Raw genomic sequence first — 17212 nt, forward strand, 5'->3', positions numbered from 1 at the left:
CACGGAGTATGCGATGACCGCGACCGCCTCCCGCCCCGCCCTGGTGATCGTCGTCGACGGCGAACCCGCCGCGACGGAGCTCACCCGGGTACGCGCCGCCGATTTGCGGCTGGCCCAGAAGCAGCGCGACTACCTGCGCGCGGAGGCGGCGCGGGCCGGGCGGGAACCGGATGCGGTGGCGCTCGAGGTGGACGTGGTGATCGACGAACACGCCGCCCAGGCCCGTGCTAGCTACGCCGGCCTCGGCGCTACCGCGGACGGTGTGACGTACGTGGGCACCCCGTCGGGCCTGAAATCGCTGATCGAGGACGTGTACGCCGCCGAGGTGGCCGACGCGGTGGTGCTCCGACCCGTGGGCGGAGATCGGACGCAGCAGCTCATCGCCTCCCTGTTGGCCGCGTAACCCCAGGTCGGGGGCATACTGGTCGGCATGACGGACGCCGACCAGAGCTCGTTCTCCCGACGCACCGAGGCGGTCCGCGCTGCTCTCGTCGCGGCGGGCCACCCGGATACTGTGCGCGTCGTGCCCGGCGGCGCCGCGACCGCCGCCGAGGCTGCCGCGGCACTGGGGTGCGAGGTGGGAGCGATCGCGAACAGCCTGATCTTCCTCGCCGACGGTGCGCCTCTGCTGGTCCTGTCGAGCGGTCGGCACCGGGTGGACACCGCCGGACTCGCGGAGCGGCTCGGCCACTGCCGGATCTCTCGCGCCACGCCCGACGACGTGGTCGCGGCCACCGGTCAGGTGATCGGCGGCGTCTCACCGGTCGGGCATCCGTCGGCGTTGCGCACCGTGATCGACGAATCGCTGCGGGACTATCCGGACTTGTACGCGGCGGCGGGTACCCACGACACTCTCTTCCGCACCGATTTCGATGCGCTTGTGGCCTTGACCGGGGCCGCAATAGTGCGGACATCGGCGTGATCGGCCGCTTCGCCCGAATCGACTACGCGCCTTAGTAGTTGTAGGCTGCACGTAGTTTGGTCCCGTGATCGCAGTACGCGCGATCCAGGAGGATGCTGCGGAGGCGAGATGACCGACGACGAACGGGCGGAGCGGATCGAGGACCTGGTCCGCGTGATCGCCGACCTCACCCGGTTGAAGGAGCGACACGCCGCGATGACCCGGCATGCCGTCGCGCCCGACGGTGTGGAGCTGGCCGCGTACTCGGCACTGTTCGCCCTGGTGAAGGACGGGCCCATGCGCTCCTCGGTGCTCGCGGAGCAGATCCACACCGACCCGTCCACGGCGAGCCGGTACGTGACCACCCTGACCAACCAGGGCTACGCCGAACGCACCCCCGATCCGTCCGACCGCCGCGCGGCTCTCGTCGCCGCGACCCAGGCCGGCCGCGACAAGGTGGCGTTCATCCGCGAACAGCGCAACATCCGGCTGCGCCCGCTCCTGCAGGAGTGGAGCGACGAGGAGATCGAGCAGTTCGTGAAACTGGGCAGCCGTGCCCTCGACCAGTTCGAGCAGGCCCTGCGGCTGCTCCGGGAGGATTAGATGACGGCGACGACGCTGGAGAACCAATCACCCGAGCAGGCCGCCGGCGTGCCGAGCGGACCACTGACGCATAAGCAGATCCTCTACATCCTCGCCGGACTCATGACCGGCATGTTCCTGGCAGCACTGGACCAGACCATCGTCTCGACGGCGATCCGGACCATCGCCGACGATCTCAGCGGCTACCAGTTGCAGGTCTGGGTGACCACGGCGTACCTGATCACGTCGACCATCGTGACGCCGCTCTACGGCAAGCTCTCCGACATCTACGGACGCAAGCCGTTCTTCATGTTCGCGATCACGGTCTTCGTGCTCGGGTCACTGCTGTGCAGCTTCTCCACATCGATGTACGAGCTGGCCGCGTTCCGCGCCGTCCAGGGACTCGGCGCCGGCGGCTTGATGTCGTTGGCGCTCACCATCGTCGGCGATATCGTGCCGCCGCGCGAACGCGCCCGCTACCAGGGCTACTTCCTCGCGGTGTTCGGCACCAGCTCGGTGCTCGGCCCCGTTCTGGGCGGCGTCTTCTCCGGCGCCGACAGCATCCTGGGTATCACCGGCTGGCGCTGGGTGTTCCTGGTGAACGTGCCGATCGGCGTGATTGCGCTGCTCGTGGTGTATCGCGTCCTTCAGCTGCCGCACACCCGCCGCGAGGGGGTGCGGATCGACTGGGTGGGCGCCTTCATGCTCGCCGTCGGCATCGTGCCGTTGCTGATCGTGGCCGAGCAGGGCCGCGAATGGGGTTGGGGCTCGACCAAGTCCATCACCTGCTACGCCGTCGGGGCAGGTGGCGTGCTCGCGTTCATCATCATCGAGAAGATGATGGGCGAGGACGCGATCATCCCGCTGCGCATCTTCAGGAACCGGATCTTCGCGCAGGGCGTGCTGATCTCGGTGGTGGTGGGCGCTGCGATGTTCGGCGGGATCTCGCTACTGCCGCAGTACTTCCAGGTGGTGCGCGGTGCCAGCCCGACGGTGGCCGGTTTCATGATGCTGCCCATGGTGCTGGGACTGATGATGGGCTCGATCCTGGCCGGCCAGATGATCTCCCGCACGGGGCGCTACCGGATCTACCCGATCATCGGAGCCGTGCTGCTCACCGTGGGCATGTGGGCGCTGCACTACGTGACCGCCGATGTGCGCCTCGCGGCCGTGATGGCGGGCGCCGCACTCATCGGCTTCGGTCTCGGCAATCTGATGCAGCCGTTGACCCTGGCGATGCAGAACATCCTTCCGCCCCAGGACATGGGCGTCTCCACCGCCGCCGCCACCTTCTTCCGCCAGATCGGCGGCACACTCGGCGTCGCCGTCTTCCTCTCCGTGCTCTTCTCGGAGATGCCGAAGAACATGCAGTCGCGACTGACCGATGCCGCGGCTGATCCCGACTACACGGCAGCACTCCAGCGCGCCGCCGCGGGCCACGACGGCCAGGCCGCGCAGGAGTTCGCGAACAAGCTCGCCGCGCGCGATTCGAGTGCCGTGAGCGGGATCATGTCCGATACCTCGGCCCTGCAGAAGCTCCCGTCGACCCTGGTTCACCCGTTCAAGGCCGGCTTCGCCGACTCGATGGACACCGTCTTCCTGGCGGTCACGGTGCTCTCCGCGATCGGTCTGCTCCTGGTGCTGTTCTGGAAGTCGGTGCCGCTGCGTACCGCACCCGCCATGGAGACGATTGAGGAGGAGGTCGTCGGCGCCGTGCTCGCCGGTGGCCCCGTTGCCGAGCCCGAACCCGCCGCCGCGGCGGATACGGCGCCCGTCTCCCCGGCTCCCGTCGGCGCCCACCCACCCGGGACGACCGGTGTCGGCACCGCATCGCGCGCGGTCGCGAGGCAGACACGGGCGCCCGGGCCGCGTACCGTCGAACCCGTGCCGCCCGACGACGACCGCACCGCACCCGTCCGTGTCGATCCGGCGCTCGCCGAGATCGCCGAACTGCGCAGCCAGAACGCGGAGCTCGCCGCGGAGCTCGCCGAACTGCGCACCGGATACCGCGCGATCGCCGGCCACACCCGGCTGCGTGCCGTCGGCGCCTCCGATCCCACCGGATTCCGGATCGAGGTGCAGGGCCCGGGCGCCGCGCGCACCGGCACGTTGAGCACCCCGCACGGCGAGATCGCCACGCCCGCCTACCTGCCCGTCGCCGCTCGTGGCGCCGTTGCCGGCATCACCCCCGAGATGCTCGCCGCGCTCGGTGTGCAGGCCGTCACCGTCGATCTGCACGAGCTGTACCTGCAACCCGGCACCGCGATGATCGAGGGTGCCGGCGGGATCGGTCGGGCCATGGCGTGGGCCGGTCCGGTCCTCGGCGACACCGGCATCACCGCCGTCGCCGCCGCGAAGAAGACCCGGGTCACCGACGAGGGCATCGCCTTCCGTAGCCGCCTCGACGGCGGTGCGCATCGCTGGGACCCCGAGGAAGCGGTGCGCGTCGCGCACCGGATCGGCGTCGATATCGCGTTCGCCATGGCCGATCCGGTTGCCGCCACCGCACCCCGTGCCCAGCTGGAGGCCGGCGTCAACCGCAGCCAGCAGTGGGCGGCCCGTGCGCTGGTCGAACACTCGTGGCAGACCGCCGACCGCGGTGACCGGCAGTCCCTGTGGGCCGTCGTCACCGGTGGCGCCGATGCCGGGCTGCGCCGCGCCGCGGCGCGAGGCCTGCGTCGCCTGTCCGAACAGGATGTGCAGTCGGGCGGGCTCGGGTTCGGCGGCTACCGCATCGATGGAGTGCGGTCGGCGGCGGCGGAAGCTCTGCAATTGCGTGCTGCCACCGAGGAACTCGACCGGGAACGGCCACGACACCTCGCCACCGTCGCCACCCCCGCGGACCTGTTCGCAGCCATCGAGGCCGGTATCGACCTGTTCGACGGAACCGCTGCGGCGGAGGCGGGCCGGGAAGGTCGCGTCTTCACCCGTGACGGTGTCCTGGACCTCACGGACCCCCAGCTGCGTGCCGACTTCCGGCCGATCGACCCCGGCGCAGATCGTCGCGGCCCCGCCAACCCGGCCGACGAGTTCACTCGGGCGTACGTCAATCATCTGTTCGCCGCGAACGAGGGCCTGGCAGTCACGCTGTGCACCCTGCACAACGAGCACTTCTTCGCGACCCTCGCGGCGGACGCCCGGCGTGCACTGACGGACGGCCGGTACCCGGCCTTCACCGAATCCTTCCTGCGGCGCTTCGCTAAGGTCTAACCGATTTCGGTCCTTCCACCGTCTGAGGAGACTCCCGTGCGCCGCTTCGATCCGGTCCGTTTCAGTTCCGTCCTCGCCGGCGCCGCCGTCGGCGGCCTCGTCCTGGCGGCGTGCGGCAACGGCGGGGGAGGAGACGCCGCGCCGTCGTCCACGGCCGATGGTCCGTCGCCGGCCGCGTCGAAGGCGCTGGTACAGGCCGATCTGCCCGAGGGCTTCACCGTGACCACGGTGCCCGCTGACACCGCCCTGATGAGCTCGTTGCAGGCCGTTCAGCAGATGAAGGACGTGGAGATCACGCCAGCGGGATGCAAGGACAAGAACGTCGCGGCGCAGCAGGAGGTGGCCGACACCGTGAAGTTCGGGACCCAGCAGAACGTCGCCCGAGCTCAGCAGGTGGCCTATGGCGTGAACTTCCTGCCCGCCGAAGCCAAGCTCTCCGTCTTCGAGGCGGCCGGTACCGGTGAATGCGCCGCGGTGCGGCTCGGGGCGGTCGAGCAGACGACGACACGCAAAGACCTCCCGACGGGGACGGGTGCGCAGGGCTTCGTGCTGGAGTTCGCCCGATCGGTGGGCGATCAGAAGGCCGAGTCCGCGAACGCCTACTTCAGCAAGGGCGGCGTCACCGCGATGGTCTTCGCCAATCCCGGCGCCGATGGCACCCTCGACCGGACAGGTTTCGAGGACATGGTCAAGCGGGTCGCGGCCAAGCTCTAACCGCCCACCACACGGCGAACGCGGCGGCGAGGTGATCCTCGCCGCCGCGTTCGTCGCGTCCGGGTGAAGCTAGCTGTCGATGCCCTCGGCGGCCGCCTCGGCGCGGGCGATCGACGCGGCGATCTCCTTCTCCGCCTCGGCCTTTCCGACCCAGGTCGAACCCTTCACGAACTTGCCGGGCTCGAGATCCTTGTAGTGCACGAAGAAGTGCTCGATCGCATCCAGCTCGAACTTGTCGATGTGCTCCAGATCCTGGATGGCGTCCCAGCGCGGATCGCCGGCGGGCACCACGAGCACCTTGTCGTCGCCGCCCTTCTCGTCCTCCATCTTGAACATGCCGATGGCCCGGCAGTCCACGAGCGACCCGGGGATCACCGATTCCGGCAGCAGGACCAGCGCATCGAGCGGATCGCCGTCCTCGCCCAGGGTGTCCTCGATGTAGCCGTAGTCGGTGGGGTAGCCGAACGACGTGTACAGGTAGCGGTCCAGCTTGAGACGACCCGACTTGTGATCGACCTCGTACTTGTTCCGCGAGCCCTTAGCGATCTCGACGGTGACCTCGAATTCCACGCTGTAGTTCCCTTCGCTCAGCGACAACCATGCACGCTGAGGATACCCGTTGTGCACTCGATGCGACCCGCTCACTCCGCACCCCGCCGCCACGGTGCCGTTAGGGTGGTGCGGTGCCACGCTCGCGGATCCGACGAACCCTCGTGCGCCTCGCGGTCACCGTGATCGTGCTGGCGCTGGTCGTCGTCGGCGTTCTCGCCGCGGCCCTCGGGTACGCCGCGTACCGCGACAGCCGTGACCTCGACGCGCAGGTACCGCCCCGCCCGGCCGAGCAGGCCTACACTCCGGCGATCGCGCCCGTGGCCGCCACCTCCGCTCCCACCGCGGCGGGAGTGCGCGCACAGATCGCGGCGGCATTGCAGAACCCCGACCTCGGCGACTTCACCGGCGTGATCGCCGACGCCGCATCGGGCGGCGTGCTCTGGGAACGCGACGCAGCCCGGCCCCGCACTCCGGCGTCCACCACCAAGGTGCTCACAGCGGCCGCCGCGCTGCTCACTCTGCCGGCCGACAAGCGGATCACCACCACCGTGGTCGCCGGCGCACAGCCGGGCGAAGTGGTGTTCGTGGGCGCGGGCGATCCGACGTTGCGCGCGGGATCCGATTCGATGTTCACCGATGCTCCCAAGATCTCCGATCTGGCCGCACAGCTGCGGCGCGGCGGTACCAAGATCACCCGTGTGGTGGTGGACACCGCATTGTTCACCGGCCCCGACTTGGCTCGTGGTTGGGAGCGGGCCGATATCGCCGGCGGGGATGTGACGCCGATGCAAGCGCTCACCGCAGACGCGGGTCGCATTCGCCCCGGCGAGGACTACTCGCCGCGCGTCCCCGATCCCGCCGTATCGGCGGGGCGCGCGCTCGCCACCGCGCTGGGTCTGCCGCCCACCGCCGTCTCGACCGGGACCGCTCCGTCGGGTGCGGCGCAACTCGCCTCCGTGCGCAGCGCACCGCTCGATGTGCGGCTGCGCGACGCCATGATCCACTCGGACAACGTGCTCGCCGAGTCCATCGGGCGCGAGGTCGCCGCTGCGGGCGGCCAGCCGCTGTCCTTCGACGGCAGCGCCCGCGCCGTGACGGCGGCCCTGCGCAATGCCGGATTCGACCTCACGGGCGTCGAGCTCTCCGATGTCGACGGCCTCTCCACGCTGAACCGCATCTCCGCGAAGGTGCTCGACGAGATCCTCACCGCCGCAGCCGGGAACGGCAAGCCGCAGCTGCGTCCGCTGCTCGATATGCTGCCCGTCGGCGGCTCCAGCGGAACGCTCGCCGACCGGTACGTCACTGCGAACCGGCCCGGTGCCGGATACGTCCGCGCCAAGACCGGCAGCCTCTCCGGCGTCAGTACCCTGTCCGGGTTCGTCGCCGACCGGGAGGGCTCGATCATCACCTTCACGCTCATGTCCTCCGGAACCCCCGTCGACGTCGCGCGCCCCGCGATGGACGCGGTGACGGCCGCGCTGCGCGGCTGCGGCTGCCGCTGAATCGCCATGGCCACCCGCCGTCACCGCAGCCCGCAGGTCGACTGGTCGCTCGCGGCCGCCGCCGCGCGACGGCTCGCCGGTGGTGGACCGGCGACCACCGCGTACACCCGCGACCGCGCCGCAGCCCAGCTCATCGGCTTCGCAGCCGAAGCCGAACGGCACGTGCGTGACGTCACCGGCCTGGCCACCGGTGCGCGGATACCGGCGGCGCGCACCGTCGACCGCCGGGAGTGGGTCGATGCGGCGGCGCGGTCCATGGCCGCTCTGCTCGACGGCGATCACAGCGGCCGCCCCGGTATCGGAGCCCGGATCGCCGGACTGCAGGCCGGCGGCATGCTCGGGTTCGTTTCCGGATCGATTCTCGGACAATACGATCCGTTCGGCACCTCCGACGGTGAGCTGCTTCTCGTCGTGCCCAACGTGCTGCGTGTCGAACGCGCCCTGGGTCTCGACCCCGATGACTTCCGGATGTGGGTGTGTCTGCACGAGGTGACCCATCGGGTGCAGTTCGCCGCCAACCCGTGGCTGCGGGATCACATGCGGGACAACGTTGCCGCTCTGACCGGCGACGGAGACAGCGGCACAGTCGCCGATCTGCTGCACCGGGTGAACGCCGCACTGCGCGGTGGCAAACGGCACGACGGGGTGATCGGGCTACTCCAGATCGCCGCTCCCGCAGAGCAGTTCGCCGCCATCGAGAACCTCCTGATCCTGGGAACCCTGTTGGAAGGGCACGCCGACCACGTGATGGATGCCGCCGGACCGACGGTGGTGCCCACTGTCGCCACCATCCGTGCGGCCTTCGACCGGCGCCGCGCCTCGCCCGCGAATCCGCTGCAGCGGGTGCTGCGTGCCCTCCTCGGCGTGGATGCGAAGATCGCGCAGTACGTGCGCGGTAAGAAGTTCGTCGATGCCGTGGTGGCCGACGTGGGCATGGACCGGTTCAACACCGTATGGTCCGGTCCCGACACCCTGCCCCGTGATGAGGAGTTCGACGAACCCGCCCGGTGGATGGCCCGCGTCCTCGGCGCACCGGCCCCGTGAGCCGGCCCGGCCCCGCGGCCCTGCAGATCCGCCGCGCCGTGCAGCACTGGGCGGCACGGTACGGCGCACCGTCGACGGTGGCGGTCGCCGTGTCCGGCGGTCCGGACTCCCTGGCCCTGCTCGCCGGAGCCGTCGCCGCGGGGCTGGAGCCGGTCGCGCTGGTCGTCGACCACGGTCTGCAGCCGGACTCGGCGGCCACCGCCGCTCGCGCCGCCGGCCAGGCCCGCAGCGCAGGGGCTCGCCGCGCCGACGTCCTGACCGTGATCGTCGACGCCGCCGGAGGACCGGAGGCCGCGGCCCGGACCGCCCGCTACCGCGCACTCGACGCCCACCGTGACGGCCTGCCCGTGCTGCTCGGGCACACCCTCGACGATCAGGCCGAAACCGTGCTGCTCGGTCTCGGTCGGGGCTCTGGCGCCCGCTCGCTCGCCGGCATGGCGGCCTGGGCCGAGCCCTACGGGCGGCCCCTGCTCGGCGTGCGTCGCGCCGTCACCCGCCAGGCGTGCGCCGAACTCGGCCTCGACCCCTGGGACGACCCCCACAACACCGATGCGCGTTACACCCGGGTCCGGCTGCGCCACGAGGTGCTTCCGCTCCTGGAAGAGGTTCTCGGCGGGGGAGTGGCGCAGGCCCTGGCCCGCACTGCCGCGTCGCTGCGTGACGACAACGACGCACTCGACGCTCTCACTCCCGCGCCGTCGGGCGATGAGCTTCCGGTCGCCGACATCGAACATCTGCCGCCCGCGCTCCGGCGAAGGGCGTTGCGCGCCTGGCTCGCCGGCCGCGGCGCCCGCGCTCTCACCGCCGCACACCTCGCCGCGGTCGATGCCCTGGTCAGCGACTGGCACGGCCAGGGACCGGCCGCGGTGCCGGGCGGAAGTGCGGGGCGGCGGCTGCAGGTGCACCGCACAGGTGGCATTCTGAGTGCGTGGTGAACGGCACGGGTGAGTTGTACGCGGGAGACATCGCCTCGGTGGTGCTCTCCGAGGAGCAGATCAAGCAGCGGATTGCGGAACTCGCGGCGCAGATCGCGGAGGAATACGGAGACCGGGAGACCGACCTCCTGCTGATCACCGTGCTCAAGGGCGCGGTCATGTTCGTGACCGACCTGGCCCGGGCGCTACCGGTGCCCACGCAGCTCGAGTTCATGGCCGTCTCGAGCTACGGTTCGTCGACGTCGAGCTCGGGCGTGGTGCGCATCCTCAAGGACCTCGACCGCGATATCGCCGGCCGTGATGTGCTCATCGTCGAGGACATCATCGATTCCGGTCTCACGCTGAGCTGGCTGCTGCGCAACCTCGCGACACGGCAGCCGAACTCGCTCGAAGTGGTCACGCTCCTGCGTAAGCCCGACGCCGTGCGGGTGGACGTCGACGTGAAGTGGGTCGGCTTCGACATCCCCAACGAATTCGTCGTCGGCTACGGGCTCGACTACGCCGAGCGGTACCGCGATATGCCTTACATCGGCATCCTGGAGCCCAAGGTCTACAGCGAATGACCCTGCTCACCGCTGCGGCGACGGCCGACGGGGTACGCGAGGGCCGGCACACCGCCGTCGAGACGACCCGCGAGGCACTGGCCCGCATCGGTGACGACGAGGTGAACGGCTGGCGGGTGCTCCGTCCCGCGGAAGCGCTCGCCGAAGCCGCAGCGGTGGACGCGCGCCCCGACCGGTACGCACTGCCGCTGGCGGGTGTGCCGATCGCGATCAAGGACAACGTGGCGGTGTCCGGGCACCGGATCCTCGATGGAGTGTCCGCCGAATGCGGCGCCGGACTGCCGGTCGAACGGAGCGATCACCCCGTGGTGAAGCGCCTGCGCGCGGCGGGTGCCGTGGTGGTCGGCCTCACCCGGGTACCCGAGCTGTGCCTGTGGGCGATGACCGACGATGCGGAGGCCGTGGTCGCCAACCCGCATCGTCCCGGCCGTACCCCGGGTGGCAGCTCCGGCGGAAGTGCCGCGGTGGTGGCCGCCGGACACGTCGCGCTGGCCCACGGCAACGACGGCCTGGGCTCGCTGCGCGGACCCGCTGCGGCCGCCGGGATCGTGACGATCAAGCCCGGCCGAGGCGTGGTCCCCGCCGAGCTCGGCCCCACGAATTGGTTCGGCATGGCCGAGAACGGGCCCATGACCCGGACCGTGGGGGACGCTGCCCTCGGCCTGTCGGTGATGGCCGGACGGCCCGAGCTCGCGCAGATCGGCGAGGGTGCCGGGCTGCGTATCGGCCTCGGACTCAACCGTCCGACCCCGGCCACCGTCACCTCGCGCACCATCGCAGCGGCGGTGCGCGATGCCACCGCTGTCCTCACGGCTCGGGAGCATTCGGTGCATGAGGTGCGCGTGCCCTATCCGGCGTCGCCGCTGCCGCTGCTGGCCCGGTGGGTGGCCGCGGCCGCCACCGATGCCGACGATATCGTCGCCCGCGGCGCCACTGCCGCACTGCTCCAGGCCCGAACCCGCAGGCACGCCGCGCTCGGACGGGTCGTGACGGCACGAGGCCTGGTGCGGCCCGCCGATGCCGCGGCCATCGAATCCGAGCTGGAGCGGTTCTTCGCGAATGAGCGGATCGACGTCCTGGTGACCCCGACGTTGGCCCGCCGGCCTGCGCAGGCACGCCGGTACAGCGCGTTGCCGTGGGTGGCCAGCGCAGCCGCGAGCCTGAACTATGCGCCCTATCCGAGCCTGTGGAACCTACTGGGCTGGCCCGCGATGTCGGTGCCCTTCCGCGGTGAGGGTGTGCAGCTCATCGCACGCCCGGGCGGCGAGGCCGATCTGCTGGCCGTGGCCGCGAAGCTCGAGGCCTGAGCCCTACTTCCGGGCCCGCAGCAGCGGAACACCCTCGAACGGATTCCAGCTGGTGCTGCCGTAGGCCACGTGCTGGTAGTACGCCCAGTTCGCGGCCGTGGAATAGAGCACGCCAATAGCGGCGCCGAACCCGGCAGCGGGGAACGAGATGTCGAAGGCCAGCTCGATCACGCCGATCAGGGCGCTGATCGCGACGGCGACGCCGAACAGGCTCAGACCCTTGCGCCACGGTCCCTTGATCGCGAAGTAGATCGGGCCGAAGAAGAACGCCGGACCGTTCGCCGTGAGCCGGAACCGCTCCCCGAAGGACAACTGCTTGAACGCGGCCGCCCCGTGCGCCGATGCGGAGGGATGGCCATAGGTGTTGTAGAAGTCGAAGCGGCTGTTCCACGTGGGCGACGGTGCGGCCACCGGGGCCTGGGGATACTGGGGATCGGTCACGCGGCGAACCCTATCCGGGCCGAATCGGACATGTTCGCCCAGGGCGCACGGCCGCGCCCGGCGACACGTGCGGGGCGCACGGTAACCTGGGAAGTCGACCTGCGCGGCTACCCGCGCCCGCCGCTGGAAAAGGACTACGAGCCGCGAGGCGAAGCGATATGAAACGCAAATCACTCATCCGGACGCTGGCGATCATCGCCGGCTTCGTGCTCCTGATCTGGGCTTTCACCATGGTCAACAGCAAGGACCGCGACTACACCCCGGTGTCCACCGGGCTGGTCCTCAGTCAATTGCAGGCGAACAACGTCACGGACGTGCAGATCGACGACCGCGAGCAGACGCTGCGCGTGACGATCGACAAGCCGATCGACGGGGTCGAGGGCAAGAAAATCTTCGCGAAGTACCCGGCGGGCACCTCGCGCGACATCCTCGCCGATGTCCAGGACGCGAAGACGCCCGACGGCAAGCCGCTGCAGGACTACACGACCAACGTGACCGCGGAGTCGATCTGGCAGTCGGTGCTGTTCATGCTGCTCCCGATCCTGCTGCTGGTGGGCCTGTTCTTCTTCTTGATGAACCGGATGCAGGGCGGCGGCCGTGGCGGCGTCATGGGCTTCGGCAAGAGTAAGGCCAAGCAGCTCACCAAGGACATGCCGAAGACCACGTTCGCCGATGTCGCGGGCGCCGACGAGGCGGTCGAGGAGCTCTACGAGATCAAGGACTTCCTGCAGAACCCGGCCCGCTATCAGGCACTGGGCGCGAAGATCCCCAAGGGCGTGCTGCTCTACGGCCCGCCCGGCACCGGTAAGACGCTGCTCGCGCGCGCCGTCGCCGGTGAGGCCGGCGTGCCCTTCTTCACCATCTCCGGTTCGGACTTCGTCGAGATGTTCGTCGGTGTCGGTGCCTCCCGCGTGCGCGACTTGTTCGAGCAGGCCAAGGAGAACAGCCCCTGCATCATCTTCGTCGACGAGATCGACGCCGTCGGCCGCCAGCGCGGCGCCGGTATGGGCGGCGGCCATGACGAGCGCGAGCAGACCCTCAACCAGCTGCTCGTCGAGATGGACGGTTTCGGCGATCGCCAAGGCATCATCCTGATCGCGGCCACCAACCGCCCCGACATCCTCGACCCGGCGCTGTTGCGCCCCGGCCGCTTCGACCGCCAGATCCCGGTGTCGAATCCGGATATGGCGGGCCGCAAGGCGATCCTCGAGGTGCACGCCAAGGGCAAGCCGCTCGCCGACGACGTGGATCTGTCCGGGCTGGCCAAGCGCACCCCCGGTATGTCGGGTGCGGATCTGGCCAATGTGATCAACGAGGCCGCGCTGCTCACCGCCCGCGAGAACGGCTCGCAGATCACGGCGCCGATCCTCGAGGAGTCCGTGGACCGTGTGGTCGGTGGACCGCGCCGCAAGAACCGGATCATCTCCGAGCACGAGAAGAAGGTCACGGCCTACCACGAGGGCGGGCACACCCTGGCCGCGTGGGCCACCGAGGGACTCGACCCGGTGTACAAGGTCACGGTGCTCGCCCGCGGCCGCACCGGCGGTCACGCACTGGCCGTGCCCGAGAACGACAAGGGCATGTACACCCGCAACGAGATGATCGGACGACTGATCTTCGCGATGGGCGGTCGCGCCGCGGAGGAACTGGTCTTCGCCGAGCCCACCACGGGCGCGTCGAGTGATATCGACCAGGCCACCAAGATCGCCCGCGGCATGGTCACCGAGTACGGCATGAGCGCGCGGCTCGGCGCCGTCCGCTACGGCCAGGACGACGGTGACCCGTTCGTCGGCCGCGGCATCGGCAGTGGGGCGCAGTACTCCGAGGCCGTCGCGAGCCAGATCGACGAGGAGGTGCGCTCGCTGGTCGAGGCCGCGCACACCGAGGCCTGGGCCATCCTCAACGAGTACCGCGATGTGCTCGACGTGCTCGCAGGGGAGTTGCTGGAGAAGGAGACACTCGTCCGCAAGGATCTCGAGCGGATCTTCGCCTCGGTCGAGAAGCGCCCGCGGATCACGCAGTTCGACGATTTCGGTACCCGCACGCCGTCGACCAAGCCGCCGATCAAGACGCCCAAGGAGATCGCCATCGAGAACGGCGATCCGTGGCCCCCGGTCGATGAGGAGGCCGAGCGGAAGAAGGCCGAGCAGGCCGCGCTCGCCGCGGCGGCGGCACCGTCGGGCCAGAACGGCCAGGTCAACGGGCAGGGGCCGCAGGCGCAGCCGTGGCCCGTGCCGGGCGGTCAGCCGGGTTACGGACAGGGCTACGGCCAGCCGGGCTATCAGTGGGGCGGGCAGTCGCAGGGGTATCCGGGGCCGCAGTATCCGAACCAGCCCTACCCGGGCCAGTCGGGCGGCTACCCGCCGGCCCCGAATCCGTACCCGCAGCCGGGCCAGTACGGTCAGCCGCCGGCCGGCGGCAGCCGCCCGGACTACGGCGCACCCGCCGGCTGGTCGGCACCCGGGTGGCCCCCGCAGGGGCAGCCCGGACAGCAGCCGGGCCAAGCGCCGCAGGGGCAGGACCCGGAGCAGAAGTCGGGTCCGGACCGCTCGAGCGAGAGCTGACGTGGCGGCGGGCGACGGGGCGGCGATCGCGCCCTTCGACCACGAGCGTGCCGTGGCCGCCGTGCGGGAGCTGCTCATCGCGGTCGGCGAGGATCCCGAACGGGAGGGACTGAAGAAGACTCCCGAACGCGTGGCCCGCGCCTTCCAGGAGGTCTTCGGCGGCCTGCATACCGACCCTGATTCGGTGCTGGACACCACCTTCGGGGAGGATCACGACGAGCTGGTGCTGGTCAAGGACATCCCGATGTACTCGACCTGCGAGCATCATCTGGTGTCCTTCCACGGCGTCGCCCACGTGGGCTACCTTCCCGGCCCCAGCGGGCGCGTCACCGGCCTGAGCAAACTGGCCCGCGTCGTCGATCTGTACGCCAAGCGGCCGCAGGTGCAGGAGCGGCTCACCGCCCAGATCGCCGATGCTGTTGTGCGCAAACTCGATCCGCGGGGCGTGATCGTGGTGATCGAGGCCGAGCACCTGTGCATGGCCATGCGCGGCATCCGCAAGCCCGGGGCCAGCACCACCACATCGGCCGTGCGCGGGGCGTTCAAGGACAGCGCCACCTCGCGGGCTGAGGCGCTCGAACTCATCCTGCGCCGGTGAACGCCGCCAGCCGTGCCGCGGCACCGCCGGCCCGGCCCGGCGGGGCCACCCTCATCATGGGCGTGGTCAACGTGACCACCGATTCGTTCTCCGACGGCGGCCGCTACCTCGACCTGGACGCCGCGCTCGCGCACGCCCGTGAGCTGGTCGCCGAGGGTGCAGCGGTGGTCGACGTGGGGGGCGAATCGACCCGCCCCGGCGCACATCGTGTGCCCGCAGAGGTCGAGCGCGACCGGGTGGTTCCCGTCATCACCGCGCTCGCCGCCGAGGGGATCGCCGTCTCCGTGGACACCATGCGGGCCTCCGTGGCCGCCGCCGCCCTGGACGCGGGCGCCGCCATCGTCAACGACGTCTCCGGTGGCCGTGCCGATCCCGCGATGGCGGGTGTGGTCGCCGGCTCGAGCGCCCCGTGGATCCTCATGCACTGGAGGCCGTCGCCCGGGGCGCCGGGGGCCGACACCTGGAGCGGAATCCACCACGGCGTCACCGACTACACCGATGTGGTCACCGAAGTGCGCGATGAGCTGCTGCACCAGGCCGATGCCGCGATCGCTGCCGGTATCGCCCCCGAGCGGATCGTGCTCGACCCCGGGCTCGGCTTCGCCAAGAACGGCGATCACAACTGGGCACTGCTGCGGGGATTGAACACCTTGCAAGACACCGGGTTCCGAGTGCTCGTGGGTGCCTCGCGCAAGCGTTTCCTGGGCGAGCTGCTCGGCGGTCGTGCTCCGGCCGGTCGCGAGGTGGCGACCGCCGCGATCTCCGCCCTCGCCGCCCGGGAGGGAGTCTGGGGTGTACGGGTACACGACGTCCGGGCCACCGCCGACGCCATTGCGGTCGCGCGGGCCTGGAAGAAGGGCGGAATCTGATGGCCGACCGCATCGAGCTCACCGGACTGCGGGTGCGCGGGAACCACGGTGTCTTCGACCACGAGCGCCGCGACGGCCAGGAATTCATCGTCGACCTGGTGCTGTGGCTCGACTCCAGGCCCGCGGCGACCTCCGACGACCTGGCCGACACCGTCGACTACGGGGCACTGGCTCAGCTCGCGCACGACATCGTGGCGGGGGAGCCGCGCAACCTCATCGAGACCGTCGCCGCTGAGATCGCCGACGGTATCGCCGCCGACCCGCGGGTCTACGCCACCGAGGTCACGGTGCATAAGCCGTCGGCTCCGATCCCGCTGACCTTCGCGGACGTGGCGGTCGTCGCCCGTCGCTCCCGCGCCGGCGCTCGCGGGGTGCCGCAGTGACCCGCGCGGTTCTCTCGATCGGGGCCAACCTCGGTGATGCCGAGACCGCGGTCCGTGGCGCGATCACGGCGCTCGGCCCGGCGCTGGTGGCGGCGTCGCCGTTGTATCGCACCCCGCCGTGGGGCGGGGTGGAGCAGGACGACTTCATCAACGCCACCGTGCTCGCCGACGATCCGTCGCGGACCGCCGCCGGCTGGTTGGACTTCGCTCGCGATCAAGAGGCTGCCGCCGACCGGATCCGCGACGTGCGCTGGGGCCCACGCACGCTGGATGTGGACGTCATCGCGGTCTGGGACGCAGAGGTACCGATCCGCTCCGACGATCCCGAGCTCACCCTGCCGCACCCACGGGCCCATCAGCGGGCGTTCGTGCTGGTGCCGTGGCGCGCGGTCGACCCCGCGGCCGAGCTACCCGGCCATGGCACCGTCGACGACCTGCTCGCCGCACTGCCCGCCGGCGAGGTCGCAGAGGTGACGCCGCTGTGAGCGCACCGTCGCCCGATCCCCGGGGCCGGTCCGGCGATCCGCAGGGCCCCGGCATGCGCAGCACCGGGTGGATCGAACTGGTGGTGATCGTGCTGGGCGTCGGTCTCGGTACGTACATCCTGGTCAAGGACCTGGTGCCGCCGATCCCGATCTGGGCGGGCGCCATGCTCTACGGCATCGCCGCCGCAGATCTGTGGATCGCGCAGCTCATCCGTTCTCGGTTGGCCAAGGGGCAGGTGGGGATGGGGCCCGGACGCCTGCATCCGATCGCCGTGGCCCGCGCCGTGGCGCTGGCGAAGGCCTCGGCGTACCTCGGGGCCGTCTCGCTGGGCTTCTTCGGTGGCGCGCTCGCGTTCCTGCTCACCAAGGGCAGTGAGCTGACCGCGACTCATGCCGACCGGCCCGGCGCGTGGATCGGCCTGGTGGGCGCGGGGCTGCTGCTGGCCTCGGCGCTGTGGCTCGAACAGTGCTGCCGCACACCGGACGACCCCGACGAGCAACCCGCCGACACCTCGCCCGCCTGAGCCTGCCGTTGCTTTTGTGAATGATGGGACGGAAGTCG

Annotated in this window: 18 protein-coding genes and 1 pseudogene; 17 read left to right on the plus strand and 2 right to left on the minus strand. The window is 70.5% G+C overall.

Annotated elements, in window-relative coordinates; translation table 11 throughout:
* Positions 1 to 13: 13 nt before the first annotated feature.
* From TPAU_RS02695 to TPAU_RS02715, 6 genes and pseudogenes are all read left to right on the plus strand, one after another.
* Complete coding sequence (locus TPAU_RS02695; RefSeq protein ID WP_013125229.1) at positions 14 to 403, plus strand: hypothetical protein; 390 nt, start codon at positions 14 to 16, stop codon at positions 401 to 403.
* Positions 404 to 430: 27 nt separating this feature from the next.
* Positions 431 to 922, plus strand: coding sequence for a YbaK/EbsC family protein (locus TPAU_RS02700; protein WP_013125230.1), 492 nt, complete (start codon positions 431 to 433; stop codon positions 920 to 922).
* A gap of 108 nt (positions 923 to 1030) precedes the next feature.
* Entirely contained in the window at positions 1031 to 1504 is a 474-nt protein-coding gene (locus TPAU_RS02705) for a MarR family winged helix-turn-helix transcriptional regulator (RefSeq protein WP_013125231.1), read from the plus strand.
* Positions 1505 to 3169: pseudogene (locus TPAU_RS23375) on the plus strand (MDR family MFS transporter); the annotation flags it as partial.
* The gene (locus TPAU_RS23380) at positions 3164 to 4693 is read left to right on the plus strand and encodes a tRNA-ribosyltransferase family protein (protein WP_245537873.1); all 1530 of its coding nucleotides are present in this window, start codon (positions 3164 to 3166) and stop codon (positions 4691 to 4693) included. The pseudogene TPAU_RS23375 and the gene TPAU_RS23380, both read left to right, overlap by 6 nt.
* 36 nt (positions 4694 to 4729) lie before the next feature.
* Positions 4730 to 5407: a hypothetical protein gene (locus TPAU_RS02715; protein WP_013125233.1), complete on the plus strand. Its 678-nt coding sequence runs from the start codon at positions 4730 to 4732 to the stop codon at positions 5405 to 5407.
* Between the two features lie 69 nt (positions 5408 to 5476).
* Here the strand turns inward: TPAU_RS02715 and TPAU_RS02720 are convergent, their stop codons facing one another.
* A complete protein-coding gene (locus TPAU_RS02720) occupies positions 5477 to 5977 on the minus strand; it encodes an inorganic diphosphatase (protein ID WP_013125234.1) in 501 nt (166 codons plus the stop codon).
* A gap of 113 nt (positions 5978 to 6090) precedes the next feature.
* On the opposite strand from TPAU_RS02720, the gene dacB reads away from it, so the two are divergent.
* From dacB to TPAU_RS02745, 5 genes are read left to right on the plus strand one after another with little or no spacing between them, the layout of a single operon-like run.
* The gene (gene dacB, locus TPAU_RS02725) at positions 6091 to 7461 is read left to right on the plus strand and encodes a D-alanyl-D-alanine carboxypeptidase/D-alanyl-D-alanine endopeptidase (protein WP_013125235.1); all 1371 of its coding nucleotides are present in this window, start codon (positions 6091 to 6093) and stop codon (positions 7459 to 7461) included.
* A 6-nt stretch (positions 7462 to 7467) separates the two neighbouring features.
* Positions 7468 to 8505 (plus strand): zinc-dependent metalloprotease, encoded by a 1038-nt coding sequence (locus TPAU_RS02730; RefSeq protein ID WP_013125236.1) that lies wholly within the window; start codon positions 7468 to 7470, stop codon positions 8503 to 8505.
* Complete coding sequence (tilS, locus tag TPAU_RS02735) at positions 8502 to 9440, plus strand: tRNA lysidine(34) synthetase TilS (RefSeq protein WP_013125237.1); 939 nt, start codon at positions 8502 to 8504, stop codon at positions 9438 to 9440. The genes TPAU_RS02730 and tilS overlap by 4 nt, the downstream gene beginning before the upstream one ends.
* Positions 9437 to 10003 carry a hypoxanthine phosphoribosyltransferase gene (gene hpt, locus TPAU_RS02740; RefSeq protein ID WP_013125238.1) on the plus strand — a complete coding sequence of 189 codons (567 nt, stop codon included), beginning with the start codon at positions 9437 to 9439 and terminating at the stop codon, positions 10001 to 10003. Before tilS ends, hpt begins: the two co-directional genes overlap by 4 nt.
* Positions 10000 to 11310, plus strand: coding sequence for an amidase (locus TPAU_RS02745; RefSeq protein WP_013125239.1), 1311 nt, complete (start codon positions 10000 to 10002; stop codon positions 11308 to 11310). The genes hpt and TPAU_RS02745 overlap by 4 nt, the downstream gene beginning before the upstream one ends.
* Before the next feature lie 3 nt (positions 11311 to 11313).
* Here the strand turns inward: TPAU_RS02745 and TPAU_RS02750 are convergent, their stop codons facing one another.
* Positions 11314 to 11751, minus strand: a complete 438-nt coding sequence (locus TPAU_RS02750; RefSeq protein ID WP_013125240.1) for a DUF2628 domain-containing protein — start codon at positions 11749 to 11751, stop codon at positions 11314 to 11316.
* Positions 11752 to 11909: 158 nt separating this feature from the next.
* Between TPAU_RS02750 and ftsH the strand changes: the two genes are divergently transcribed.
* Genes ftsH through TPAU_RS02780 form a run of 6 tightly spaced genes read left to right on the plus strand, consistent with a single transcriptional unit; the run spans position 11910 to position 17174 of the window.
* On the plus strand, positions 11910 to 14315 hold the full coding sequence (ftsH, locus tag TPAU_RS02755; protein ID WP_013125241.1) for an ATP-dependent zinc metalloprotease FtsH: 2406 nt from the start codon (positions 11910 to 11912) through the stop codon (positions 14313 to 14315).
* 1 nt (position 14316) lies between these two features.
* Positions 14317 to 14913, plus strand: a complete 597-nt coding sequence (folE, locus tag TPAU_RS02760; protein WP_013125242.1) for a GTP cyclohydrolase I FolE — start codon at positions 14317 to 14319, stop codon at positions 14911 to 14913.
* Positions 14910 to 15782, plus strand: coding sequence for a dihydropteroate synthase (gene folP / locus TPAU_RS02765; protein WP_013125243.1), 873 nt, complete (start codon positions 14910 to 14912; stop codon positions 15780 to 15782). Before folE ends, folP begins: the two co-directional genes overlap by 4 nt.
* Positions 15782 to 16165 carry a dihydroneopterin aldolase gene (folB, locus tag TPAU_RS02770; RefSeq protein ID WP_013125244.1) on the plus strand — a complete coding sequence of 128 codons (384 nt, stop codon included), beginning with the start codon at positions 15782 to 15784 and terminating at the stop codon, positions 16163 to 16165. The genes folP and folB overlap by 1 nt, the downstream gene beginning before the upstream one ends.
* A complete protein-coding gene (gene folK / locus TPAU_RS02775; protein ID WP_013125245.1) occupies positions 16162 to 16650 on the plus strand; it encodes a 2-amino-4-hydroxy-6-hydroxymethyldihydropteridine diphosphokinase in 489 nt (162 codons plus the stop codon). The genes folB and folK overlap by 4 nt, the downstream gene beginning before the upstream one ends.
* Positions 16647 to 17174 (plus strand): DUF3180 domain-containing protein, encoded by a 528-nt coding sequence (locus TPAU_RS02780; RefSeq protein ID WP_041944264.1) that lies wholly within the window; start codon positions 16647 to 16649, stop codon positions 17172 to 17174. Before folK ends, TPAU_RS02780 begins: the two co-directional genes overlap by 4 nt.
* Positions 17175 to 17212: the final 38 nt, after the last annotated feature.

Origin of the sequence: Tsukamurella paurometabola DSM 20162, from assembly GCF_000092225.1 — a bacterium.
GTDB classification, from domain to species: Bacteria; Actinomycetota; Actinomycetes; order Mycobacteriales; family Mycobacteriaceae; genus Tsukamurella; species Tsukamurella paurometabola.